Annotated in this window: 23 protein-coding genes and 1 pseudogene; 14 read left to right on the plus strand and 10 right to left on the minus strand. The window is 61.3% G+C overall.

The window, feature by feature from the left end; all coding sequences use genetic code 11:
• Positions 1-60: 60 nt before the first annotated feature.
• Entirely contained in the window at positions 61-954 is an 894-nt protein-coding gene (serB, locus tag AC5RUO_RS09070; RefSeq protein WP_494009123.1) for a phosphoserine phosphatase SerB, read from the plus strand.
• 75 nt (positions 955-1,029) lie between these two features.
• Here serB and AC5RUO_RS09075 read toward each other — a convergent pair whose 3' ends face one another.
• Both AC5RUO_RS09075 and AC5RUO_RS09080 read right to left on the minus strand, forming a co-directional pair.
• A complete protein-coding gene (locus tag AC5RUO_RS09075; RefSeq protein ID WP_494009122.1) occupies positions 1,030-1,785 on the minus strand; it encodes an SDR family oxidoreductase in 756 nt (251 codons plus the stop codon).
• A 126-nt stretch (positions 1,786-1,911) separates the two neighbouring features.
• Positions 1,912-2,637, minus strand: a complete 726-nt coding sequence (locus AC5RUO_RS09080) for a beta-ketoacyl-ACP reductase (protein WP_009358277.1) — start codon at positions 2,635-2,637, stop codon at positions 1,912-1,914.
• 153 nt (positions 2,638-2,790) lie between these two features.
• On the opposite strand from AC5RUO_RS09080, the gene AC5RUO_RS09085 reads away from it, so the two are divergent.
• The 4 genes from AC5RUO_RS09085 to AC5RUO_RS09100 are packed head-to-tail and all read left to right on the plus strand — an operon-like array spanning position 2,791 to position 4,841.
• Positions 2,791-3,222 carry a DUF3099 domain-containing protein gene (locus AC5RUO_RS09085; RefSeq protein WP_494009120.1) on the plus strand — a complete coding sequence of 144 codons (432 nt, stop codon included), beginning with the start codon at positions 2,791-2,793 and terminating at the stop codon, positions 3,220-3,222.
• Positions 3,219-3,488, plus strand: a complete 270-nt coding sequence (locus tag AC5RUO_RS09090; RefSeq protein WP_494009119.1) for a hypothetical protein — start codon at positions 3,219-3,221, stop codon at positions 3,486-3,488. The genes AC5RUO_RS09085 and AC5RUO_RS09090 overlap by 4 nt, the downstream gene beginning before the upstream one ends.
• A complete protein-coding gene (locus AC5RUO_RS09095) occupies positions 3,489-4,358 on the plus strand; it encodes an SURF1 family cytochrome oxidase biogenesis protein (RefSeq protein WP_494009118.1) in 870 nt (289 codons plus the stop codon).
• Positions 4,359-4,361: 3 nt separating this feature from the next.
• The gene (locus AC5RUO_RS09100) at positions 4,362-4,841 is read left to right on the plus strand and encodes a YbaK/EbsC family protein (RefSeq protein WP_494103298.1); all 480 of its coding nucleotides are present in this window, start codon (positions 4,362-4,364) and stop codon (positions 4,839-4,841) included.
• Between the two features lie 3 nt (positions 4,842-4,844).
• Here AC5RUO_RS09100 and AC5RUO_RS09105 read toward each other — a convergent pair whose 3' ends face one another.
• Together AC5RUO_RS09105 and AC5RUO_RS09110 are read right to left on the minus strand one after the other, a co-directional pair.
• Positions 4,845-6,443, minus strand: a complete 1,599-nt coding sequence (locus tag AC5RUO_RS09105) for an ABC-F family ATP-binding cassette domain-containing protein (protein WP_494009116.1) — start codon at positions 6,441-6,443, stop codon at positions 4,845-4,847.
• A 166-nt stretch (positions 6,444-6,609) separates the two neighbouring features.
• Positions 6,610-7,542 carry an alpha/beta fold hydrolase gene (locus AC5RUO_RS09110; protein WP_494103299.1) on the minus strand — a complete coding sequence of 311 codons (933 nt, stop codon included), beginning with the start codon at positions 7,540-7,542 and terminating at the stop codon, positions 6,610-6,612.
• Between the two features lie 584 nt (positions 7,543-8,126).
• On the opposite strand from AC5RUO_RS09110, the gene AC5RUO_RS09115 reads away from it, so the two are divergent.
• The 3 genes from AC5RUO_RS09115 (at position 8,127) to AC5RUO_RS09125 (ending at position 10,481) form a co-directional block, all read left to right on the plus strand.
• Positions 8,127-8,906, plus strand: coding sequence for an SRPBCC family protein (locus AC5RUO_RS09115; RefSeq protein ID WP_494103397.1), 780 nt, complete (start codon positions 8,127-8,129; stop codon positions 8,904-8,906).
• A 13-nt stretch (positions 8,907-8,919) separates the two neighbouring features.
• The gene (locus AC5RUO_RS09120) at positions 8,920-9,603 is read left to right on the plus strand and encodes a DUF4166 domain-containing protein (RefSeq protein ID WP_494103300.1); all 684 of its coding nucleotides are present in this window, start codon (positions 8,920-8,922) and stop codon (positions 9,601-9,603) included.
• Positions 9,604-9,782: 179 nt separating this feature from the next.
• Entirely contained in the window at positions 9,783-10,481 is a 699-nt protein-coding gene (locus AC5RUO_RS09125; protein WP_494103301.1) for an SMI1/KNR4 family protein, read from the plus strand.
• Between the two features lie 70 nt (positions 10,482-10,551).
• On the opposite strand, the gene AC5RUO_RS09130 is transcribed toward AC5RUO_RS09125, so the two are convergent.
• From AC5RUO_RS09130 to AC5RUO_RS09140, 3 genes are all read right to left on the minus strand, one after another.
• Entirely contained in the window at positions 10,552-10,827 is a 276-nt protein-coding gene (locus tag AC5RUO_RS09130; RefSeq protein WP_494103302.1) for a hypothetical protein, read from the minus strand.
• A gap of 87 nt (positions 10,828-10,914) precedes the next feature.
• Positions 10,915-11,265 (minus strand): hypothetical protein, encoded by a 351-nt coding sequence (locus AC5RUO_RS09135; protein ID WP_494103303.1) that lies wholly within the window; start codon positions 11,263-11,265, stop codon positions 10,915-10,917.
• Positions 11,266-12,732: 1,467 nt separating this feature from the next.
• Positions 12,733-13,536, minus strand: coding sequence for an NAD(P)H-binding protein (locus AC5RUO_RS09140; protein WP_494103304.1), 804 nt, complete (start codon positions 13,534-13,536; stop codon positions 12,733-12,735).
• 164 nt (positions 13,537-13,700) lie between these two features.
• Between AC5RUO_RS09140 and AC5RUO_RS09145 the strand changes: the two genes are divergently transcribed.
• A complete protein-coding gene (locus AC5RUO_RS09145; protein ID WP_494103398.1) occupies positions 13,701-14,033 on the plus strand; it encodes a winged helix-turn-helix transcriptional regulator in 333 nt (110 codons plus the stop codon).
• A 305-nt stretch (positions 14,034-14,338) separates the two neighbouring features.
• On the opposite strand, the gene AC5RUO_RS09150 is transcribed toward AC5RUO_RS09145, so the two are convergent.
• Positions 14,339-14,767 carry a hypothetical protein gene (locus AC5RUO_RS09150; protein WP_494103305.1) on the minus strand — a complete coding sequence of 143 codons (429 nt, stop codon included), beginning with the start codon at positions 14,765-14,767 and terminating at the stop codon, positions 14,339-14,341.
• Between the two features lie 1,151 nt (positions 14,768-15,918).
• The gene (locus AC5RUO_RS09155) at positions 15,919-16,347 is read right to left on the minus strand and encodes a hypothetical protein (protein ID WP_494009106.1); all 429 of its coding nucleotides are present in this window, start codon (positions 16,345-16,347) and stop codon (positions 15,919-15,921) included.
• Positions 16,348-16,651: 304 nt separating this feature from the next.
• Between AC5RUO_RS09155 and AC5RUO_RS09160 the strand changes: the two genes are divergently transcribed.
• From AC5RUO_RS09160 to AC5RUO_RS09180, 5 genes and pseudogenes are all read left to right on the plus strand, one after another.
• A complete protein-coding gene (locus tag AC5RUO_RS09160; protein WP_494103306.1) occupies positions 16,652-17,263 on the plus strand; it encodes an RNA polymerase sigma factor in 612 nt (203 codons plus the stop codon).
• Complete coding sequence (locus tag AC5RUO_RS09165) at positions 17,260-18,240, plus strand: hypothetical protein (RefSeq protein WP_494103307.1); 981 nt, start codon at positions 17,260-17,262, stop codon at positions 18,238-18,240. The genes AC5RUO_RS09160 and AC5RUO_RS09165 overlap by 4 nt, the downstream gene beginning before the upstream one ends.
• Positions 18,241-18,331: 91 nt before the next feature.
• Positions 18,332-18,517 carry a hypothetical protein gene (locus AC5RUO_RS09170; RefSeq protein WP_494103308.1) on the plus strand — a complete coding sequence of 62 codons (186 nt, stop codon included), beginning with the start codon at positions 18,332-18,334 and terminating at the stop codon, positions 18,515-18,517.
• A 2,092-nt stretch (positions 18,518-20,609) separates the two neighbouring features.
• Positions 20,610-20,894, plus strand: coding sequence for a hypothetical protein (locus AC5RUO_RS09175; RefSeq protein ID WP_494103309.1), 285 nt, complete (start codon positions 20,610-20,612; stop codon positions 20,892-20,894).
• A 1,365-nt stretch (positions 20,895-22,259) separates the two neighbouring features.
• Positions 22,260-22,744: pseudogene (locus tag AC5RUO_RS09180) on the plus strand (recombinase family protein); the annotation flags it as partial.
• A 10-nt stretch (positions 22,745-22,754) separates the two neighbouring features.
• On the opposite strand, the gene AC5RUO_RS09185 reads toward AC5RUO_RS09180, so the two are convergent.
• Positions 22,755-23,567 (minus strand): hypothetical protein, encoded by an 813-nt coding sequence (locus AC5RUO_RS09185; RefSeq protein WP_494103310.1) that lies wholly within the window; start codon positions 23,565-23,567, stop codon positions 22,755-22,757.
• Positions 23,568-23,600: the final 33 nt, after the last annotated feature.

Here is a 23,600-nt window from a genome sequence, read left to right on the forward strand (position 1 = left end):
TTGCGGGGACTTGCGCAATGAATGCAAAGGACCCGGCAGCGGCTCGATAAGATTGCAGGCATGACTTCGAACGTGACTGCGGTCAGCTATGGCCAAAATATGACTCCAAACGGGCTGGAGCAGCTGCGTTCCGTTCTGGCCGCAGCCGGCGCCGAGGTGCTGCGGGAAGACTCCCTGGGTGACGAACGTTACCGCGTGCAGGTGGCGGAACTGGCCCTTCCGGATGCCACCGCCGCCGGCCTCGCCGCCCTCCGCCGGACCGTGGCCGAAGCCGGCATCGAAGGCCAGGACACCGCCCTTGTTCCTGCCTGCCTGCGGTCCGCCCCGCGCAAGCTGCTGATCATGGATGTGGATTCCACCCTGATCCAGCAGGAGGTCATCGAGCTCCTGGCAGCGTATGCCGGCAAATTCGAAGAGGTGGCCGCCGTCACCGAAGCCGCCATGCGGGGCGAACTGGACTTCACCCAGAGCCTGCACGCCCGCGTGGCCGTACTGGCGGGGCTGCCGGCCGACGTCGTCCTTTCCGTCCGGCAGGAAGTGAAACTCAGCGAAGGGGCCGCCGAGCTCGTGGCCGCGTTCAAGGCGGCAGGGCATGTGGTGGCCGTGGTGTCCGGCGGCTTTAACCAGATCCTGCAGCCGATCGCTGAGGAACTGGGCCTGGACTACTGGCAGGCGAACGAGCTGGAAATCGTCGACGGCGTGCTGACCGGCAAGGTGCTGGGTGCCGTGGTGGACCGCGCTGCCAAGGAGAAATACCTGCGCGAATGGGCGGCCGCCGAGGGCATTGCCCTGGAGCACACGGTGGCCGTGGGCGACGGCGCCAACGACCTGGACATGCTGGGGGCGGCCGGCATCGGCGTGGCCTTCAACGCCAAACCCGCCGTCCGGGCGGTGGCGGACGCCGCGGTCAACATGCCCTACCTCGACGCCGTCCGGCACGTCGCCGGCGTCTGAACGTCTTTCAATAACGCAAGAGAAGAAGGAGTCCGGTGCCGGTGCACCGGACTCCTTCTTCTTTGGCTCGTTGGGCTACTGCTGCGCGCCCTTGCCGAAGTAATCTGCGCCGCCGGCGTACTCGGTGTGGCCGGATTCGACGTCGGCGGTCGCCATTCCTGCCACCACCTGCGCGAACTCCTCCACGGAGTACAGCTTGCCGGCCTCTGCGCGGCGGGCCTCGATGGCGCCGGGCGTGGAGCGGTCCAGCAGCGTGGCGGTGACGGTACCCTCGATCATGTCGCCGGACACCACCACCAGGGAGATGCCCTTCTCGGCCAGGCTGGGGATGAGCTCGCGCAGGGCGTCCTCGCCGGCCCGCTTGCTGCGGGCCACGGGCTCGTAGGCGGGCATGGTGGGGACGCTGTTGATGAAGTGCGCCTGGTGGCTGGTCACGAAGACCACGCGGGAGCCTTCCTTCATCAGCGGCACCGCGGCGTTGAGCATGTTCAGCTGGGCGTCGCGGTTCAGCTTGAGCGCGTAGTCCTCACCCATGCCGGTTTCCATGCCGCCGGAGGCGTTGAGGACCAGGATATCCAGGGAACCGAAGTTCTCCATCGCCGCGGAAGCCAGGGCCTGGACGCCTTCCTGGGTGGTGAGGTCCGCGCCCACGGCCACGGCGCGCCCGCCGTCGGCCTCGATCCCCTGGACCACCTTGTTGGCGCGGGGCGCCTTCTGGCGGTAGTTCACCACGACGGCGGCGCCCTCGCCGGCGAGGATCTTGGCTACCTCAGCGCCGATGCCGCGCGATGATCCGGTGACGATGGCGGTCTTGTTGTCCAGCAGTCCCACAGGGGCTCCTTTTGTTCGATACGTCTAAATCCATGAAGGCCTGCTGTCCATCATGCCAGCGGCCGGTGCCGATTCCGTTGTCCGGGTCCCACAAAGAAGCCCCGGAGGGCTAGTTTGGCGGAGGGGTCAGTGGCCCATACCCAGGCCGCCGTCCACCGGGATGACCGCGCCGGAGATGTAGGCGGCTTCGTCACTGGAGATCCAGCGGACCACGTTGGCCACCTCGGAGGCCTCGGCGAACCGGCCCGCCGGGATGCTGGCAAGGTAGTCCTTCTGGGTGGCTTCGGGGAGCTCGGCGGTCATGTCCGTGTTGATGAAGCCGGGGGCCACCACGTTGGCGGTGATGCCACGGGACCCGAGCTCGCGGGTCAGGGAGCGGGCGATGCCCACCAGGCCTGCCTTGGAGGCGGAGTAGTTGATCTGGCCCGGGGCGCCGTAGAGGCCTGAGACGGACGAGATGAGGACAACACGGCCCTTGCGGAGCCGGATCATGCCCTTGGAGGCGCGCTTGATCACACGGAAAGCACCGGTGAGGTTGGTGTCGATGACGGACGTGAAGTCGTCCTCGCTCATGCGCAGCAGCAGCGTGTCCTTGGTGATGCCGGCGTTGGCCACCAGAACCTCAACGGGGCCGTGGGCGGCTTCGACCTCCTTGAAGGCAGCGTCCACGGATGCCTCGTCAGTGACGTCCGCCTTGACGCCCAGGATTCCGTCCGGCAGCTGCGACTCGCTGCGGTAGGTCACGGCCACCTTGTCCCCGTTGGCCAGGAATGCCTCGGCGATGGCCAGGCCGATGCCGCGGTTGCCGCCGGTGATGAGGACGCTGCGGGGGGCGGAAACTGCTTCAGTCATTAAGACACTCCGGAATTCTGCGGCACGCTGAGCCGCGGTAGCAAAGGTGGGATGGGCTGCCTGACGATCTTATCGCCAGCTCCGGCGCGGGTTTGGGTGGCACTGCCGATGGTGAGAGAATTGATGCAAGCCTTTGGAGCGTGATAAGCCACCGTGACCCTTGAAAACCATGCGGGACAGACCGCGGCCGGAGAACCCGGGCGGTTCTCCGGTGACTCGGAGGTCCACAGCATTACGGATGCCGCGGGAGCCCATTCCGAGGACATGCGCAGACGCATGATCCAGTACGCCCTGGCCATGGGCATCCGCATGGTGTGCCTGATCCTGATCTTCGTGGTGGACGGCTGGTTCAAGATCATTGCGGTTGCCGGCGCCGTGTTCCTGCCATGGATCGCGGTGGTCATCGCGAACGGGAGCGACAAAGCCGAGGCGCACAGCGATTCGCTGCTGGACTCCGCTCCCCTGGCGGAAATAGAGAGCCCGGTGCAGCCCGCCCGCGACGACGGTCCCGGCGGCGAGGTACTGCAGGGCGAGTTGATCAACGACGACGGGACCGAACCCGGGGAGGAGCGGCAGGCATCATGAGCATCTTCGACTTTGCCGCAGGGACCGATCCTGCAGTGGCCGAAACAAGGGCAATCTGCTCCCGCAAAGCGTGCCGGTCCGGCGCCTCCTGGCAGCTCCTGTGGAACAACCCGAAGATCCATACCCCTGAGCGGCGCAAGATCTGGCTGGCCTGCGCAGAGCACCGGGACTGGCTGGAGGACTACCTGCAAACGCGCGGGCTCTGGAAGGAAACCCTCCCGCTCGACGCCGGTTCCCCGGACAGCGCCTGGGAGCAGGAAAGCTGAATGTACCGTTTCCTTTTTTCCAGCAAGTGGCTGGGCTATCTCCTGCTGGCCGCGATCTTTGCCACCGCCTGTGTCTTCCTGGGCCGCTGGCAGATGGACCGCCGGGCGGAGACGCTCGCCGAGATCGACCGCGTGGTGACCAACTACTCCGCCACCCCCATTCCCTTCGACCAGGCACGCGACCAGTTCACCCGCCTGGATCCGGCCAAGGAGTGGACCCAGGTGGAGCTGAAGGGCTCCTATGACGTTGCGGGCCAGCGCATTGTGCGGAACCGTCCCCTGAACGGGCAGCCCGGCTACGAGGTTGTGGTCCCGTTCCGGCTGGAGTCCGGCGAAACCGTCGTGGTGGACCGCGGCTGGCTCCCCATTGGCAACAAGAACCCCGGCAGCCCGGACTCGGTGCCGGCGCCGCCCTCCGGTGACGTCACCGCCGTCGTGCGTTTGAAGCATCCTGAACCTGAACTGCAGCGCGGGGCACCGGAAGGCCAGTTGGCGTCCATCGACCTGGCCGCTTATTCCAGGGAACTCGGCTATCCCCTGCTGACCGGCGCGTACGGGCAGCTCGCGTCCGAGACTCCGCCGGCGGCGGAGATGCCGGCTGCCTTCCCGAAGCCTTCCACCGAGGAGGGCACGCACCTGTCCTACTCGCTGCAGTGGTTCGCCTTCGGCATCCTGATGTTCGTGGGCTTCGGCTACGCCGCGCGGCAGCAGGCGCGCAACGCGGCCATCGACGCCGAGGATGACGCCCTGGATGATGGAACCGTCCATTCCGCCGCGTCCGCCCGCCGTCGTCAGTCCCCGCCGCGGAAGCGGAAGAAGGCGACGTCGGAGGAAGAGGAAGACGCGCTCCTGGACGCTCAGGGGTACTGACCCATGACCGAAAACGGCAGTGCCGGCCCCGTTGGCCTGGTGAAGGCTGCGCTGGTGGCTGCCGGCGTCGGGGATACCGTGCGCAGCTTCCCGGCCGGGGTGCCTACGGCGGTGGCCGCGGCCGAGGCGCTGGGCTGCGACGTCGCGGCGATCACCAACAGCCTGGTTTTTGACCTGAACGGCGAACCGCTGCTTATCCTGGCCAGCGGGGCGGCAAGGGTGGACACTGCCCTGGTGGCGGGCCACCTCGGTGAGGGAAGGGTCCGCCGCGCCTCACCGGAGTTTGTACTGAAGCACACGGGCCAGGCGGTGGGCGGCGTGGCGCCGGTGGGCCATCCACGGAAGATCCGCACCCTGTTGGACGAGTCCCTCAGCGGCCAGGAGCTCCTCTGGGCCGGCGCAGGTGACCACACCACGATGTTCAGCATCACCTACGACCAGCTCCGCGATATCACCGGAGCCCATGAACTCCGGGTGCGCTAAGCGCTAGGCCAGCGTGATCAGGTCCAGGTAGTCCTCGTTCCACAGGTCCTCGACGCCGTCCGGCAGCAGCACCACACGCTCGGGGTTGAGGGCTTCCACGGCGCCCTCGTCGTGGCTGACCAGGACGACGGCGCCCGTGTAGTTCCGCAGTGCGCCGAGGATTTCGGCGCGGCTGGCGGGGTCGAGGTTGTTGGTGGGCTCGTCGAGGAGGAGGACGTTGGCGCTGGAGGCCACGATGGTGGCCAGGGCCAGGCGCGTCTTCTCGCCACCGGAGAGCACGCCGGCGGGCTTGTCCACGTCGTCGCCGGAGAACAGGAACGAGCCCAAGATGCCGCGGACCTCGGCGTCCTTCATGTCCGGCGCGGCAGAGCGCATGTTCTCCAGGACCGTGCGGTCGTGGTCCAGGGTTTCGTGTTCCTGGGCGTAGTAGCCCACCTTGAGGCCGTGGCCGGGGACGATGTCCCCGGTGTCGGGCTGGTCCACGCCGGCGAGCATCCGCAGCAGCGTGGTCTTGCCGGCGCCGTTGAGGCCCAGGATGACCACCTTGGAACCGCGGTCGATGGCGAGATCCACGTCGGTGAAGATTTCCAGCGATCCGTAGGACTTGCTGAGCCCTTCGGCCGTGAGCGGGGTCTTGCCGCACGGCGAGGGATCCGGGAAGCGGAGCGCTGCCACGCGGTCATGCTCGCGGACTGCCTCCAGGCCGGTGAGGAGCCGCTCGGCACGCTTGGCCATGTTCTGCGCGGCCACGGCCTTGGTGGCCTTGGCACGCATTTTGTTGGCCTGGTCCATCAGGACCTGGGCTTTCTTTTCGGCGTTGGCGCGTTCGCGCTTACGGGCGCGCTCGTCCGTTTCGCGCTGCTGCAGGTAGCGCTTCCAGCCCATGTTGTAGAAGTCGATCTGGGCGCGGTTGGCGTCCAGGTGGTACACCTTGTTGACCGTGGCCTCGAGCAGTTCGACGTCGTGGCTGATGACGATCAGGCCGCCCTGGTGGTTCTTGAGGAAGTCGCGGAGCCAGGAGATGGAGTCGGCGTCCAGGTGGTTGGTGGGCTCGTCGAGGAGCATGGTTTCGGCGCCGGAGTAGAGGATGCGGGCCAGTTCCACGCGGCGCCGCTGCCCGCCGGAGAGGGTCTTGAGCGGCTGGTTCAGGATCCGTTCGGGCAGCGCAAGGTTGGAGGAGATGGCCGCCGCTTCGGCTTCAGCGGCGTAGCCGCCGCCGGAAAGGAACTCGGCCTCCAGACGGTCATAGCGTGCCATGGCTTTGCGCTGGACTTCAGCGTCCTCGCTCGCCATGTCGGCCTGTGCCTTCTTGAGCTTGCCGACGACGACGTCCAGGCCGCGGGCGGACAGGATGCGGTCCCGCGCGAGCTGCTCCATGTCCGGGGTCCGCGGGTCCTGCGGCAGGTAGCCGATTTCACCGCTGCGGGTGACCTTGCCGGCCGCCGGCAGGCCCTCCCCCGCCAGGACGCGGGTCAGGGTTGTTTTCCCGGCGCCGTTACGGCCCACGAGGCCGATTTTGTCGCCCTTGTCGATGCGGAAGCTCACCTGGTCCATGAGGAGTCGGGCGCCGGCGCGCAGTTCGAGGTCCTGGACGGTTATCACAGCAGGTAAGGCCTTTCACAACAGGGAACGCCCCAGCCTCGGGAGGATCAGGAGGACGCGGGGCAGAATGGCCGGAGAACGGCCCGTTCAAGTCTACCGCCCGGTTCAACCCGTTCGGGACCTTGCCTTGGTTGGCTGTCCCCTCGGTGTTTTGCCGGGTGCTGGCTCACAGTGTTGCGGCAATGTCCTCGACTGCCTGCGTGAGTGCGGCCATCGACGCCGGGCCGCCGTGCCCTTCCTCCTCGACGATGACCAGCCGGCTTGATGTCCAGCGGCGGTGCAGCCGCCAGGCGGTGACGGCGGGGCCGCTGATGTCCCGCCGGCCGTGGATCAGATGCCCGGGGATGCCGTTGAGCCGGTGCGCGCGGGCCATGATCTCCTGGCCGTCCGCCAGGAAGCCGTCATTGGCCCAGTAGTGCGTGACCAGGAGCGCGAACGTCATCCGCTCCCCCTCGTCGTCGAACCGCTGGCCTGGCAGCCAGTGGGGGTCCAGCGAAATGTGAGTCGATTCCCAGCGGTCCCAGGAGGCGGCGGCCAGCCGCGCGTCGTCGCTGTCCCGTCCCGCCAGCCGGCGGGCGTAGGCTTCGACGAGGCGTTCGCCCGGTGCCACGTGCGCGTCCTCGGCGAAGTCCGCCCACGCTTCGGGAAAGATCCGCCCCACGCCTTCCGTGATCCAGGTGATCTCTTCCCGGCTGGTTGTCGTCACCGCCACCAGGGCGATGCCCAGGACGCGTCCGGGGTGCTCCAGCGCGTAGGCAAGGGCCAGTGTGCTGCCCCAGGATGCGCCGGTGACAATCCACTGTTTGACGCCCAGGTGCTCCCTGACCGCCTCGATGTCCTCGATCAGGGACTGGGTTGTGTTGTCGTGCAGGTGGTCAAGGTCTTCATAGGCTGCCGGGGTGCTGCGGCCGCAACCGCGCTGGTCCAGTCCTACCGTGCGGAAGCGGCGCGGGTCGTGGCGTTTCCGGTAGCCGCCCTGGCCGAGTGAGGAACCGGGCCCGCCGTGCAGGTACAGGACAGGAATGCCGTCAGGACTTCCCGTGGCTTCCCAGTAGATCCGGGCGTGAGGCACGTCCACCCAGCCGCTGTCTGTCTGCATAGTTCAGTCCTGTTCCCGTCGTTCCGTCTGCCCCACACTGGGGAGATGAAGCTGTCTATCCGTCCGGCCTTGCCGGCGGGAGTGCGTTCCGCCTTCGTTGCCGCGGTTCTGGGCGGCGCCGCGTGCAGTCCCTCCACCACCAGCGAGCCTCCATGCTTCCCGCCCGCCTACACGGTTGCTCCCGACAGCGCGAAACCCGGGAGCGACCGTAACCGTCTCCGCACCCGCAGCAAAGTGTAATCCGCGCTATGGAACTGATGCCCGGGTTCAGTTAATCATCACCGACGCTGAAGGGGTCGAAGTCATCAATACAACGGCTCCGATGAGCGACGGAGGACAGTTTTCGTATGTTTTCACGGTTCCTGCAGATATGCGTGTTGGCGAGGCGACGGTGACCGCAATGCCCTACGCGATCGACTGGTGCGATGACACAGGCAAGAACAACAGGGTGGGCGGGGCTGCGGATCTTGTACGGGCGTCCTGCGTAATGCCCGTGGAAACTCTGACGATCACGCCCTAACTGGGCCACATTCCGCGTTTCCCGCTCGACTGCCTTTTATGCTTCTCAAATGGGGAAAAGCATAATGGGGGAAGGCTCGGGCAAGCACAGGCCAATCTACGTTGAAATTGGCATTCGGGCCTCAGTGGACCGGGTGTGGAGTTTAAGCCAGGACCCGGCACTCCATTCCCGCTGGGACCTGCGCTTTTCGCGCATCGTTCCGATTGCCGGCGACGAGCAGGGGCCCGTTCATTTTCGCTACGAGTTCCGGCTGCCGTTGCACACCATCCGCGGGACCGGGACATCTTTGGGACACCGCTATCGCAAGGATGGACAGGCAACTTCGGTGCTCAAGTTTGATACGTCGGACGCCTTGTCTCCCATCGGGGCAGGATCGGGGTACTGGCGCTACATCCCCACAGATACTGGGGTGCGGTTCATCACCGGCTACAACTATCGGCCGGGAATGGGAATCGTCGGTAGGGCCCTCGACGCCGGGCTGATCAGACCCGCTTTGGGATGGGCCACTGCCCTCAGCTTTGACCGCCTGCGGCTCTGGGCGGAATCGGAGCTCGATCCCGGCGATGCCCGAAACCGCTGGATCATGGACGGCGCAGCGAGAGCCGCAAGTGTCTTGGTCGCCGGAGTGCTGCTCCAAAAAGCCCTTCTCGGCAGGAATGCAGACTGGGCCTTTATGGGTGCTGCAGCGCTATTGACGCTCACCGCTCTCCCGGCGCACCGAACAGTACCTCGGGCGCGACGTTGCCGCCGGGCGGCTCCGGATGCCCGCTCTGGACGTGCTCCATCCGCCCTGAGCGGGCTACCGGCACCCTCGTCACGGACATCCCCAGCGAATCAGGAATGAGGGAGGAATAGCTGTGACCTCGATTTTTCAGCTGGCACTGGGCCAGGACTTTCAGAAGTTGCACCCCATGTTGCAAAAGCGCTTCGGTGTGGATGTCGACAGCGGATATGCCTGCGTAGGGCGTGGGGTTTTCTTTGAAGTCCGCCGTGGCGCATGGTGGACAATTCCATTCCTCCGACTGGGCGCCTACCGCAACATCCTCTTTCCCGACCAAGGCCCTGACATTCCCTTCACGATCGAGAACTATCCCTATATTGACGGTCTCGGCAGGCCAACGGTTACCTTCGTGAGGACCCTCGAACTGTCCCGATCCAAGAGACGCCGCTTCGATGCCACCATGATTTACAGCCTTCAGCGTGGATCTATTGTGGATTACCTTGGAACGCACCAGCATTTGGCCACCGATCTCAACCTGGAGGTCACGGCTGACGGCTCTTTGCATCTGCAGTCCACGGCCCAGCGGTTCTACGAAGGCTTCGTGGGCTTCACTTTCCCTGCGGTCCTCACGGGTACCGCAGACCTCCATGAAGGCTTTGATGATGAGCGTGGCGTTTACACGATCCAAATGCAGGTGAGGAACCCGGTAGCGGGGTTCCTGTTCGGGTACCGGGGCGAGTTCACGTGCACGTTCCCCAACCTGGCAAATGAAGAGATTCCACGGCACCTGAGGCCGCTCAGGGAAGAAAGCCGCCAGTAGAGCTGGCTGGCAGCGCGTTCATCAAAGCCGCGGGGCGCAAGTAAGAAGTAAAGCTGGACGGGGCATTCGCAGAAGGTTAGCTAGCGTATTGCGCCGGCTCCGGCGTGCAGGCGCCTTCCTCTACGGCATCTTAGGTAGGGCTGTAGCCCAGCGGCACCTAGAGAGCGTAAATTCGCCGCATGGGGACACAAGAACTCTGGACAGACATCGTCAGCTGGCTCAACATCAACGCACCCGTAACTGCCAGAACCATCCGACCACCGGCACCGGAACCTCTAATTCGTCCACTTGAACAAGCCGCGCCAAACGGGTGGTCCAATGACTTGTCGATCCTGTACCGGCTCTTCGACGGCACGGAACCATCAACAGCCGGGTCCATCTTCCCTCGCTACCGGCCGCTCCCCTTAGAAGAAGCCAAGAAGACCCGGCAAATGATGCTGGACATCTGGGCCCAAGTCGGGGCACAAATGAACGAAGAATTTGAACGGCAGCAAAGCTCCCCGCTGCACCTAAACCTACGGGCGGTCAGCGAAGCCCACAGCAGGGTCCCCACGCCAGAACCCCACAAACCCTACGACCCAGCAAGTGCTGAAGCTGACGAGGCAGGTACCCGCGCCTGGATCTTTATCGCCCCATTCCTGCCCATCGCAGACAACAACGCCGGCGACTACTTGTTCGTCGATCTCAGATCAGGGAGGAAGCACGGCTGCGTCAGCGAGTATTTCAAGGACGCGGCCGATTGGCGCCCGGCCATCTGGCCGTCCACTGAAATGCTTCTTCATGAGACGCTCACCAGCCTGCGCACAGGACAGGCAACCTTCTCCTCACGGCCCACGGTGACAGACGGCATTCTGCATTGGGAATTGCAGTTACCGTAACCTCTAGCGCGACAGTTTCGTCCATCATTGCCCCAGCAAGAGGCAAGCGGTGTGATCCTGTGCATGATCATCAACTTTGATCTGTGGCGCTGTCGTCCTCTCCATATCGGAACTCGTGTTGAAGGTCGTTGATCATCTTCCTGGAAAAGAACCAAGCGAGGACTGCGGCAATTCCAGCCAGGCCAGCCCACCACAGACGTTCAACGGTGGGATTCAGCAGCGCAAAGAAGATGAAGAAGACAGCAGCCCCGGTGAACCCGATAGCTTGAGCGGTCCAATAGATGGTGCCGCGTTTCACGACGGGATGAACCCAATCCGACGTCCATCCTTTGAAGCGATGGTTCATATGTCCCTCTGTTCCGGTCTGGTGCTTCTCACGGGCTCCGGTGTCCTTCGCTGGTGTCAGAAGCGGTCTTCATCCTGCTGTGACGGTTCAGTTCCCCATGAGGCTGCTCGCGATGAAGCTAGCCCCGACTACTACAAACATCAGGCCGAAGATCCGGGCGAAGACCGGCTTTGCCATGAAGGATGCGGAGTAGTCGACCCCCATGGGTTTCTCTTCCGCGACTGCTCCGGCCAGTCCTTCCGCAGAATTGTTCACGTTGATGACGAGGCACAGCCCCAGGAGCAGGCCCGCTGTACCGATTCCGCCTGACATCCATCGGGAAGCCTGGGGGACGTGCAGCAGGACCGGGATGATTCCCACGATGAAAACGGCGATGAAGAGAATGTAGAGCGCCTTCAACGGCTGCGGCAGCCGGGAAATGAACCGGAAAATATTCATCCCTCACCCCTGATACCGAACGCGAAAGTAGTCAAGAAGGCAACGAACCAGACGCAGATCAGCACGTAGCCTGCACCAAAGACACGAGCTAGTTCCGAGGAACGTCCTGGTCTGTATTGCTATGGCCACTCTAGAAAGGCCGCGTGATGACGCGGAAGGATTTTCTCCATCTTGGCCGCTTATTGTTTGAATCTTGAGCTTCTTGACAGCGCCGTTCAATAACAATCGTTTTTGACCGATGGTCGGCACGCCTCCAGGGAATGTTGTGTGACTTTGGGCGATGAGTGGCAGTGTTTTGGCGGCGCTATTTGGCGCATGGCCAGCCCACAAGGAGATCCGTCATCACGCGACGCCGCCCTGTCGCGAACCAGCGCAGAAGTCACTCCGGTCTTCAGCTAAGAATGACCGGCACGGGCTTGAATTTGAAAGGCCCCCCGCATCCGACCCCGAACGGATGTTCTCCGGTGGATTCCGTTTCTACTGGCAAGTCAACCGCTGTACGGCCGCCGAGCGCAGCTGTCGCTTCAACATGGATTGAAGTGACGCTGACGGGCTCGTTCAGGTAGGGCGCGGATTGCGGTACCAGCCACTTCCTCTCATCATTCTGTGCCACCGCCTGCGGGGTGCACCCTTCCCCAAAACAAGCTGCAACTGACGCCGGTGGAGTTGAGAAGACCAGCTCCACCGGACCTGTGTAGGCATAGCCAATGGCCGGGCACACCCGGGGATCCCGAGACATGCCGCCAATGACAGCAGTCAACACTGCGATACTCATGCCGACTGCAACGAGGAGTACCCACCGACGCTTCATGAAGTGAGACTAGCTCTTCATGTCGAGTAAAGGATCCTCCCTCAGGTACCCCCGCCGCCTATCCGTTTGACCCTGCTTCGCCTTCCGGCAGATACGATCGAAATGCCACGATTGATGCAGAACCAAGAGTTTGGGAGCACGATGGGAAAGCGACCTTTGGCGCCTATGCTCGTTGTTGCGTTGCTGGCCGCGTGCGCTGCACCCTCCGATCCAGCGGACTATCCACGTACTGCTTCTACCGACGACCGGTGGGGCGTGGGCGTGAGCTACCCTGTCTTTTCATCTCTTGATAAGTGCGAAGACGATCCCAGCGTGGAAATAGCTGTACAAAGTGCGGACATGCCGACCTCCAGACTTGGATTCCGGCTTGAGTCAGGAGCATCTGAAGCCTACGCCCTCCGCGTTGCTAACTGTGTGGCTGCGTTCTTAGGCAGCGGGGAACTCACGATTATGTCTCCTGGGGTATGACCGATACCGATGACGCGCCTGCCCGCCCATAAGCCGATCCTCCATCGGCAGGTGCCGGACCGCTAGGTCAGGCTTGCTCTTCCAAGTAGAAAGAACCAAACGACGAACTGTGAACGGGACACTTCTACCGCCGGTTTCAAGCACGGATGCTGGGGCCACTTTAGTAGGGCCTGCGGCGACGGGCTACATCAGTTTTGTGCTGCTGTGACTGCCAGGGTCAGGGGATCAACTGGGTCTCTTTGTAGGACAGTGCTGAGGTCTGTGGAGGTGGCTTCGAGGAATCCGTGGGCGGCTGCGGAGTGAATAGAGGTCAGCATTGCAGGCTGAAATGGCAGGAGTTCTGCTGCATCAAGGGATCTTCTTAGCTCCCCCAGTGTGCCGGGGCGGTAGTGCACGCCCAGCCGGTCGGCGACGGCCTGTCCTGTTATGACCTGGCTCCCGGCCAGGTTGTAGGTTTTACCGCTGTGCGCATCCGGACTCCTGGCTACGATTGCGGCCGCTTCTGCGAGGTCCTGCCGGGCAACGGCAGCTACTCCGCCACTGCCGAACGGAGCCGTAATGACGCCGTTCTGTGGCGCCAGAAGATGACCGATCAGTTCTGCATACAGCCCGTTTCGCAGGATAGTCCATCCGGTGTCGCTGTTCCGGAGTCGCCGTTCTGTCCAGCGGTGCGCCAGGGCGAAGCCAAGATGGTCGCCCTCCTCGACGAGGCTGGTGTAAATGATGTGCCGGACGCCGTCTCTTTCTGCCGCAGAGATCGCGTTTTCGTGCCGGTTGATGACCACGTCATCCTCAGCTGTGCCGGCGGAAATGAGAACAAGCGTGTGGATCCCCTCCAAATCGAGAGTTCCCGGGTCGTCGAAGTCCAGTGTCCGGAACTTAGTGGTATCTGCAGGGTTTCGGGTTCCGCCCACCGCCGGTGTGCCGGAGTCGGCAAGGTGTTTGAGGACTTGTGTGGCGAGTTGGCCTGAGGCCCCTGTAACGAGAATCAATGCGTGCACTCTTTCGCTGGTACTTTTCGATAACCAAACCCATCGTCGGGTAACCACGACGAAACGCACAAGGAGGCACTCTGGTGTTAGAGAGTCACACGGAAGTAACCGCCGTACTTGAGCCGTGTGGAGAGGCTCAGCACCCGGACTGCGGTATTCGTGACGTGCTGGACCGGATTGGTGATAAGTGGTCGGTCCTCGTTATTGTCGAGCTGGCCTCGGGAAGCAGGCGCTTCAGGGAACTGCAAAGAGCCATAGATGGCATATCGCAGCGCATGTTGACACTTACTGTCAGACGCCTTGAAAGGGACGGCCTCGTAATCAGGACCGTCTATCCCACCGTCCCACCCCAAGTCACCTACGAGCTCAGCCAACGCGGAAGCAGCCTCACCCATCTGGTCAAACAACTCGCGGACTGGTCCCTGCAATATAAGGAAGCCATAGGACGATCACGGGAATTATACGACCAACAAAATCCCGACCGCGACGTCCGGTAACCAGTTCATTCGGGGAACGTAGTGGACGTTGCCTTCGGCCACCGGGTTCAATCCGGGAACTCTCAACGGAACACTCTCTGTTGGCTGGCTCATTCTGTCCTGGGACCGCAGATCAACACACACGGTTGTCATGCGGCGCAGCCGGCAGGGTGCCCTTCTGGCGATCCTGCCCACGGCCGTAATTGGATCGGCTTAGGGCACCACTCCAACAGATAATGAGGCTGCCCGGGCCAGTTCAGCAACAGGTGTTCTCTTCCTCCGCAATCTGATCAAAGAAGGAATCATTGGGTTTCAAAGTTGCTTTGCTATGACGCTGAAGAAAGCTTGGTAGTCGTCTCGAAGAACTTAAGGACACGTCGTTTAGATTCAAAAAGATCGCGCTGCCCATCTCCAAGAGCGTCCTGGCGGACCTGGATCATGCCAATCAAGGCCTTGCGCTTATCGAGGTCGTCCATGGTGACGACGTCTTTATACGCCGCCGCGAGCACATCAGCAGCATCCGGAATAAACAGATAGTCCGGTCCGGTCGGCAGAACTTGCTGACGCAGATCAACGCCGAACCTGAAGTCGATGTCGCCAAAGTCCACGCCGGAGAAATCATTGCCCTCAATCCTGGCAAGGGACATCTTGCGCCCCGCGTCAAAAGGTTCCCCTTTCACCCTAGGCTTCATCGCACCATATGTTGCAGCACCAACACCGACTACGACACCAATGATCGCTAGCACGAGGTTCATGGTTCAAACGATCCCACAGGTGTACTCACCAGAACGGCGGTTACTCGAGATAGATGAGAAACCCTCAATAGACGTTCTGGCGACATCAAGCTGATCCATCCGCAACATGAGGCCGGGCGAGTGGAATCAGCTCCGCCGGAAGACTAACGTGCAGCTGCGCCCCCATGGAACCCGCTACCGGACACCTCGCAGACGTCTTTAGTCCTCCGACGCCGACCCTCGGATTAGCCGGTGGTGTCTGCCCCACAGCCAAAGTGCAACCACGGCAGGGACCAGTCCTACGATGTTCCCCAGCACATTCGGAAAAAACTCCACGAGTTCCGACCCATCCGCCATCGGGAAATCGCACCTCACGCCGACCGGGAGCAAGTAGTACTGGGAACCAATCATGCCTGGATTTTCGGGAGGAATAGCGGCGGCTCCGACGGGTAGGTCCTGCAGGCAAATGTTGCCCTCGCTCTTCCAGTCCCTCAAAGCTAAGGTCCTTGTCATCCAAGCGACGATAAAATACCAGGCGCCTAAGCACAGCGTTACCGCCAGCCAAATACGTGCCGGCCGCTCTTCCGCCACAGTTTCCCCCGGGTCGTCCTTGAAGCTGTTCAAGCTACGGCATCATAAAAGTGCGTCAAGGGCCAGAGCGCGTACGAATATCGGATTCCGTTTCTATTGCCACGGCACTGGCCAAGCAAGCCCCAACGGGACGTAATCAACAGCCGCCCGTGTGGGAAGCCGCTGACTCACAGCTCTGAACGCCTTCTCTGGTGAATCGTATGGACAGCCCGGATGACCATGTACAGGCAAGCTGCAGTCATCAGGAAGTAGGCATACATCCGCCAGGAAGCGTCGTCTGAAAACAACTCCATTAGTCCGAAAGCCCCCACATCAAGGTTCCAATCCCCGCAAACACGAGCATTGCCCGGCGTGCTTCAAGCGGTTTCATGGCCTCTCCAGACTTGGTCAATTTCTTTTTTCGCGGGCGGCAAGTGGACGCGACCGTCCGACGGCTGGTCGTGGCGTCAGCGTAACAGCGGCTACCGCGGAGCGCACGAGTAGGACTACGCGAATAGCAGTGCTATTTCTGCCCATCCATCTCCCGAGGTTGTCGGTGCTGGGCACTGTCGTCCGCATCAGTTCCACGATTTCGGTTCTGGTCACGCCGGGGCGTACAGCCCAAAGATCGTAGCGATGTACCATCCGCCGAGTATGTAGCCGACCGTCCACGCTAATGAGAACGGCCACCGGCTCGAGCGTAATTGCTCCGCTGGCGGCTTTGCTCGCGTCCCTTTCGCTGGAATGAGGACGTTGACCGGATACGGCATCTTTATCGGAAAGAGAGGTAGCGAGGCCGCCAATACAAGCCCGGACGCATAAGCCAGAAATGGGGTTCCGTTGAAGTCGGTCAACGAGGGCAAGGAGGCCATGATTATGGTTGCGAGGGCTATTGCTGTGAGGTGAATCTTGTCCAGGGCGCGTTGCGTTTTCGAATCGGTTCTGACATTTGGCCAACCTCCGCTCCAAGCCACAGCCCAGCCCATGAACAGGAACATCGAAAGTATGAGGAAATAGGGTAGTTCCTTCACTCGTATCCCTTCCGGGCGGCCCGGGATTGCTTGAGAAAAGATGCGCAAGCGCTGGCGGCCTAAGCCTACAGTTCATGTCTTTGGTTCCTCCGTTAGCTCATGACAAAGGTCGTGCTGTGGCCGAGGCGACATCCAGCCCCGGAAACCAGACAAAAAAGGGTGGGCCCCGCCGGAGGATCGTTCGGGGGAACCTCCAGCGCGACATTTGCCGCCAGGGTTAGGCGGGTGACGCGACCCGTCAGCACGCTAAATAAGTTCTTTGGGAAAATGTGGAACCTTTGCAGTGGTCCGGACACTATGGGGTATGGACGGGGACTGGGAAGATTCGGACGCGGCGTTGTGGCAGCGCGTCGTGAACGGTGATGGTGAGGCCTTCGGCGCCGTCTTTGATCGCCATCGTGATCGTGTGTTTCATCATTGCGTGAAGCTTGTTGGCTCTGCACATGGGGCTGAGGACATCACGGCAATGGTCTTTTATGAGGCCTGGCGGCGGCGGGAGTACGTCCGCGTGGTCAATGGCTCGATTGTTGCCTGGCTGCTGGCCACCGCCAACTACACCATCAAGAACGATCTTCGTCAGCGCCGGAGGTACAGGAACTTCCTGAACCAGTTACCTCAGCCGGCCACAAGTCCGGACGTAGCCGACACATTTATCGAAGCCGCTGATCAGGACCACGAGGCCGCAGCCCTGAAACAGGCATTCTCCAGGCTGCGCACGGGAGACCGGGACGTTCTGACACTTTGCGTAGTCGAGGGCATGAGCATCAGGGACGCCGCCGACGCCCTTGGTGTCGCTGAAGGAACCGTGAAGTCCCGCCTGAGCCGAGCCAAGACAAGGCTCGGACATCTATACAACGAAGTTTCAAGCGGCCAGGAGACTGGTCCCCAGGTTATCCATGGACGGAGGACGACATGAAGACCTACGAATTTCAGCCTGATCGGAGCGATGCGCTCCGTAAGCAGCTCGTGGAAATGCCTACCCAGCTGCAGTCCCGGAGGCACAAGAGCAAGGTGCCGCAGGAGCAGGAGCCAGCGCGGTCTACCCTCGAGCAAGGATTTGCACGGAAGCCCCACCGCACCCGTAGGGTGGTACTGGCGATGGGCGTGGCAAGCATCGGAGCCATCGTTCTAGGGCAAACAAACGTCACCATACAGAGCGCCCACGCTGCAAGTGTCTTGCGGGCTACAGCCGTGCAGACAACGACCTTTGCCGACCCGGTTCCCGCGCCCGGCGAATATCTGCTGATACATACCCACGCGAACTGGCTCGTGTCCGGGAACACCATCGCACCCCATATGAATGCCCAGACCATTGACGTCTACGTTCCTGGCGACCCGACACAGGACTGGGTCCTCGACCGTGACTGGGGCGGAATTTCACCCAGGCCGGGACAGAAAGACACCGTCCACGCGCCGGACGGCAACTTCTACGGAAGCCCGTGGTCAGTCATGAACCAAAAGGACATTGATGCTTTGCCCCGCGAAGGACAAGCGCTCCTCGACCACTTTGACAGCCAATACCAAGGCGGTTCAGCCTCCCGCGACGAGGACAACTTTGTACGCATCACTGACCTGCTCCGGACAGGACTCATTCCCGCCGACCTGCGAGCCGCACTTTACGAAGCGCTTGCTCTGATACCCGGTGTGAACTCCAGCGAGCAGAAAAACTTCGATGGGAAAACAGGGATCGCCATCGGACGAACTGAAGCCCTTCGAGCCGGGCAACGGGACGAAATCATCATCGACCCCACAAACGGCCTGGTCATCGGAGAACGAACAATCACCACATACGCCGCATTTGGATTCGGCGCCAATGAACTTACCGGGCACACAGCCATGGACTACAAAATAGTTTCCTCCGTACCAACCGCGAACCAACCAGCCGGGCAATAGGGAGTGTGCTCATAGGTTTATGCGACCGGGCCAAGCATTTGGCGAAAACAGTCCCTCCTACGATGAAAAATAGGATCATATACTCAGCAGCATGGATGGTAGGAAGAGCACACGGATGATGCTGCTGATCTCCTGTGCGACCGTAATCGCCGCGGCCCTGCTGGCCGGTGTTCTCAGTCAGCTTGCCGCCCCCATCTGGCTCGTCGTTGTCCCCTCGGTCGTTAGCGCCAGCGTGCTTGTCACTATGTGGCTTAGCAACATGAACAAGGCTCCCTAGGTTTTATCTCGCCCTCTCACTCACGGCGGCAACTGGGAACCTAAAGGGGGACGCTGCCGGTTTGCTGAAACCATCAGGCCTGCGGCGCGACACTCGGTCTCCGATAATAGGACCATGACAACTGCTGGACTTTTAATATTCCTCCTAGGTCTTCTGACTTTGGTAATGACGAAGTTCCTCGTGCCCCTTCTTAGTAAGAGCTACCAAGCACGAAATCCCAAGAAGGACCCTTCAAAACATGATCGATTCCAGAAAATCTACGCCCTATCGTTCGCTTCGCTCATCCTCATAACCGGAGTGATACTTTTCGTAGTTGGACTCCTATCCGGAGGATCCGTGGGTTTTGACACCTGACATCCAAACCTACGCTTCTCCCATGACAATGGCGGCGTGACCACTTACTACTGGAAGCCCGGAAGGCAATTTCGACTCTCAACAGTCGGACTCCGAGAGATTGCGAGGAGGGAAACTTGTGGAAGTTGCTGTAGTTCTACTCATGCTCTTGGGATTTGCGGCGGTTGTCTGGCTGTCTAGGAACAGGTAGTCGTTCCCCCGGGCGCACGCTTCCTTTCAGGGGATGGGCACCCAAAAATCGTGCCGTTAGCCGGTCCACGAGGAACCTCCAGCGGGACGTTGAAGGTTTATCTAGACGCCGCTGACCTCTTGGACTTTCGCCACATCATGAAAGAAGCAATGGCAAGAGAGAGGAAGGAAACTGCCAGGACTGCCTTAATCAGATATTCCGGGGTCCCACTCGAAATGTCACCGACAACTTGAATGGTCCAAACGACTGTAGAGAGCGACCATAGAACAGTGAAAAACATGAGCAGGCGGGGGCTTTGACTCGGAGGTTTCTTTCCCGGCTCGGTCACGCCCATATTGTCCGTCATTCGCAGCCAAGCGTTGCGTGGCCTGCCAGGTTCCATGGCTAGAGCGTAGCCGCTCTAGGGCGGAGGGAACCCCCAGCGGGACACGCTCAGGCAGCGTGTTCAACTGCTACGGTGATCCCTAATTTGCGAGTGGTAGTACTACTCCAGGGTTTAGGCTGTCGCTAAACGCATACAGCCGGCATATAGCTGAAGCAGCGAAAGGTATCAGCTGAACCCGGAAACCATCGTGCTGCTTTTCCTAATACCTGTTATCGCAATCCCAGTTGTTGGCTACTTCATCCTTCGCGATTTCTTCAGGAAGAGAAAGTAGTCGCATGGAATTAGAGGTGCCATGTACTTCGTACTCGGATGCCTAGTGACCCTTGTCGGCATACTCGGGATGATCTTCCGGCGACCACTCGCGGGGTTGGCGGCGAGGATTTTCTCCGCAAGCGGCCTCGAGGTAGACGAGTCCCATCGGCCAGCACTCGAGCGTGTCTACGGTCTCGGAGGTATCTTCATGGCGCTTGCCGGGGTAGGGAGCATCGTATTCGCACTGGTTTCAGGAGCCTAAAGGGATCGTTCTCCCCGAGAACGAGCACTAGTCGGACCTGCCGCAGTGTAGGCAGGTATATTCTCTGCGAACGTTCGACTGCGAATGATCGCGCCAGTCATGTGGGGTCTACGATGCAGCTAAGCAGTGTGTGGGGTGCTGGCTTAGAGGATCGGAGGGCGCTATGCGGGTGGTGCGGAATGCCAAGCCGGTGTCGGTCGCAGCTGGTGGGGCCGTGGTGGTCTTCGGATGCCTCGGTATGTGGCAAGCTGCGATCCTTTCAACCGGGCAGGAAAGCGACCGTGTGGTCCTGTCCACCGCAATATTGTCTGCAATGCTTCTGATTCAGGGCGGCATCATTCTGACTTGGGACCGACGGTCTGGACCGACCGTACTGATGCGTGCCCAGGCAGCGGATGCACTTCTCGTGATCCTACCTTTAGCCGTCTTCGGGTCCGCCATCATATCCATGCCTGAAATCGCAGACCCCTCAAACCCCTCCCTCTGGCTCTTTTGCTTACTCCTAGTTTCGGCTTCCCTCTCAGTAGTTCCGACCGAGAAGGCGGAACTTTCTGAAATTCCGCCGCTGCGTTCCGTTGGCTTCCTCGATTGGGTTAGATGACAGAATTTCGGCGTTGTCACCCTGATTTTCTCGGTCCTCCTGACTGCGATGTACTTCACTTATCCATTGCCGCATCACGCCTTTACGCCCCTAGTTGTTCTGCTGGCACTTGCCCAGGCTGCGGTCAGCATCTGGCGCCTCGTGGAACAGCATCAAGTTTCTAAAGCCGGGGTCCGTCTGTCCGTCATGCAGGTAACTTGGTTGCGCGCCATCCACGTCAATCAAGGACATGAGGCCGCCGTCAAGGAGTTGAGGACGTTTTATCCCAAGATCGGTCCCGCATACGCAGATCAGCTTATTGAAAATCTCTACCATGCCCAGGAAGAACGCTGAGCGTAGAAGCTGGAAGAACGCTGGGCAAGGAATCTTTAAGTGGCTCGGAAGCTTGGTTGGGCTGCACAAGATGGAGCACTACCCGGAAAGTAGGAGAATGTACGGCAGTCATCGACGCCGGCGGCGGAATCGAGCTATCACAACGCCTGCGGCAACGACGACCGCCAAAATGGTTGCAGGGTTAGCTCGAGTGGGACGGGGCCGTGGAAGCCGGCCGTGCGCAAAGTCTTCAACAAGCTGATCAACCTCCTCCAAGCACACGCGTTGCGCTGTCTCGTCACCTGGCTCCCAAATCCATTCCTGGTACTCCACCTCGCCTGATACGCACACGTCATGGTCGAGGTTGTCGTACCAGACCTTCATCACCCTTTCCGGATCTGCCACTGGGGCAATCTGGGTGAGCCACCCACTGGCGGCTTCATAGCCGGCTTCCCAACCGAGATAGGAATGATCCGCAACAACGAGGGCCCTATTGCGGGCCGCGGCGGAATCGACAGTCATATGAAGATCGACTAAGAATGCCGGTTTCTCAGGTTCCGCCAGCACACGTCTCTTGCGCGGACGCCGGCTCATTGGTGGCACTCGTATCGTTCGTTCACAATTTTAGTCTGTCAGCAATGTCCCGAAAGAAGCCCGCGGCTGTTGCCCCAGGAATCATGAACGACCGTTTGCGAGACGGTAGTGATCCTGTGCGAAAAATGTGACTTTCCGCGGTAAATGGCGGCGTTTTCACAGCGGTATTTGGCGCATGGTGCAGCCCGGAAGTGGATCCTTTGGGGGAACCCAGGGTACACATCTGAGAGTTCGGACCAGATTAGCTAGGGCTGTCCGTACGTCTCTACTGGGAGTTAGGGTTGGGCAAGCGAGAAGGCGAGGTGCGGGTGTGGCGAAGCCGCGGCCGGAGCAGAGGAAAAAACTGCCCAATTCTCGAATGCGCCTGTTCGTTGTGGGGCTTTGGGTGGTGGTCGCAGCAATATGGGCTGGCTTAGCTTTTTCCGCGAATGGTGAAGCTCAGGCTTGGTCTTTTCTCCTTGTGGCTCTATTCCTCTCCCTGGCGGCCGTCAACCTGATTGCATTCCGTAAGTCCGCTAGACGCAAGGACGGACCAGACGTAGACCTCGGACATCACTGACGGACTCCGAAGCGTCCGAATATCGTCCCGCAAGAGGGTCCTGCCTCGGATCACTGGCGATATAAGACAGCCTGTGGATCAACGGGCCGGGCCGTGCAGACGGCTTTGGACATCCGTGCAGACGACTCCTGAAACTGACACGAGTTTTCCGCAGCGTCGTGAGCAAAAGCCCTGCAAATACCCCGCCCAAGAAACTGCACCCTGAAGGTCACCCAAGCGCTAAAGTTCGCGCCATGACAGCACTACATATCGGCTACGCCCGCGTATCAACCGCCGAACAGGAACTGACCGCGCAATCAACGCTCCCCGCGCCCTTGGCGTCGAGGACGAGCAGATCTTCGTCGATCACGGATACACCGGCACCAACAGGGCCCGCCCCGGACTGCGGGAAGCCCTGGCGGCATGCAGGAAAGGAGACACCTTCGTCATTACCAAGCTTGACCGGCTCGCCCGCTCCCTTCCTGATGCACGCGACATCGTGGAGGAACTCACCCGGCGCCAGGTAAAGCTGAGCATCGGCGGCAGCATCCACGACCCCAATGACCCTGTTGGCCGGCTGCTCTTCAACATGCTGGCCATGGTGGCCGAATTCGAATCGGATCTGAACAGGGCTCGGACCAGGGAAGGAATGCAGATCGCCAAAGCCAAAGGGCGCCTGCGGGGCAAGAAGCCCAAACTCTCCCCCGCCCAGGAAATGCTCCTTAACGAGACCTATCGGCTGCACTGGGCTAACCCTGCGTTGGCAGCACCAGCATGTAGCCCGCAGGCAGGTCGGAACTCCAGCGCCGCGGCTCGCGGATCACAAACTGCGCTGCCAGCTGTTCGGGCGTGAGCAGGCTGTTCGGGACCGGCGAAGGGCCCCACCGCTCGCTGCCGTGCGGGTACAGCGGATCGAGGACGCGGACACCGGTGACCGTGAACTCCGGGAACACAGCCGGGTCACCCACTGCTTCAAACCCACTCATTACCCACGCGTGCCGGCCGCTCCACATCACAAGCCCCACCGGGCGGCCGGTTTCCGCGATGGCCCGGGCGGCCGTCCGCAGCGCGTCCTGATAGCCAGGCACACTGACCACTGAATACGGCCCCATGCCCACCTCGATCAACACCTGCGCCCATCCCCGCGGGTTCGCCCCGTTGAATGAGTTGGAAGACCGCGCCCGCGCCATCTCCCACAGCTCTCCCTGGTGGGCGGAATCGCTCCAGGTGCCGCCTCCAGTGTCATCCATCAGGTTGTGCGCCATCTGGATGCTCGCCGCAACGCACCAGTCAAACGTGTACTGCGGCACGAAGTCCCCTTCCTGGTACAGGTTGAGGGCGAACGGCTGCGGCACCGGGGGCGGTGCGGGAGGCTGCGTGGGCGTAGGAGCCGGGGCAGCTGGCGGCGCCGCGGCGGGTTCCGGCATGGCCGGAGGAGCAGAGGAAGCCGGTACCGTTTGCGGCGCGGAATTTTCGTTAAGGCCGACGGCGGGCGCACAGCCAGCGAGGACGGTCACCAGGGCAACCAGCCAGGCAAACAGACGGGATCGGGCACCAGTCATGGTCGAACCAGTCTAGCGCGGCAGGGCCCCCTC

The sequence above is a fragment of the Arthrobacter sp. Y3221087 genome, from assembly GCF_059089905.1.